Consider the following 634-nt stretch of genomic DNA (forward strand, 5'->3'; position numbering starts at 1 on the left):
CGACAGGATGCTGCGGATGCCGTTGCGGGTGGCGAAGTGGTAGAGGCTCGCGAAAAACACATGGTCCTGCGGCACGTCCTGGTTGGGGATGCCGGCACGCAGGTAGGCCAGGTGCAGGTCGCGCATCTCCTCCCAGTCGACGACGTGGGTGTGGAGGTCGAACTTGCAGTGCTTGACGACCTTCTCGATGTTGGCCACCGCCAGCTCGCTGTTCCAGCCGGCGTCGACGTGCACCACCAGCGGCCGCAGGCCCCATTCGTGCGCCTTCAGCGCGAGGTAGCTGCTGTCCACGCCGCCCGACAGGCCGAGGATGCAGTCGTAGTCGCGCCCGCGGCCCTCTTGCTTAAGCTGCGCCAGGATGCCCCGCCAGCGCCGCGCGCCTTCCTCGTTCGGGAACCAGTGCTGGCGCGTGACGGTGTCGAAGCCGATGCAGTGGTTGCAGACCCCGGCCGCGTCGAAGCGGATCTCAGGGTCGGTGCTGTCCATGACGCAGCGCGTGCAACGCTGGTACGGGCGCGGGGTGCCGTTCAGGACCATGCCAGCTCCGCGGCGCTCGGGTAGTTGATGAGCACGGCGCGGTGCTTGCCGTGGAAGACGAACAGGCTGCCGGCGGCCACCGCCGAGGCGCCGCCCT

1 protein-coding gene is annotated in these 634 nt (G+C 68.6%); it reads right to left on the reverse strand.

Annotation, left to right across the window (positions count from 1 at the left end; translation table 11 throughout):
• The coding region (locus AC01FP_RS18610; RefSeq protein ID WP_474482373.1) for an adenine nucleotide alpha hydrolase family protein at nt 1-537 on the reverse strand (537 nt) is incomplete at its 3' end.
• Nucleotides 538-634 lie beyond the last annotated feature (97 nt).

It is taken from the genome of Cyanobium sp. NIVA-CYA 375 (genome assembly GCF_056108345.1).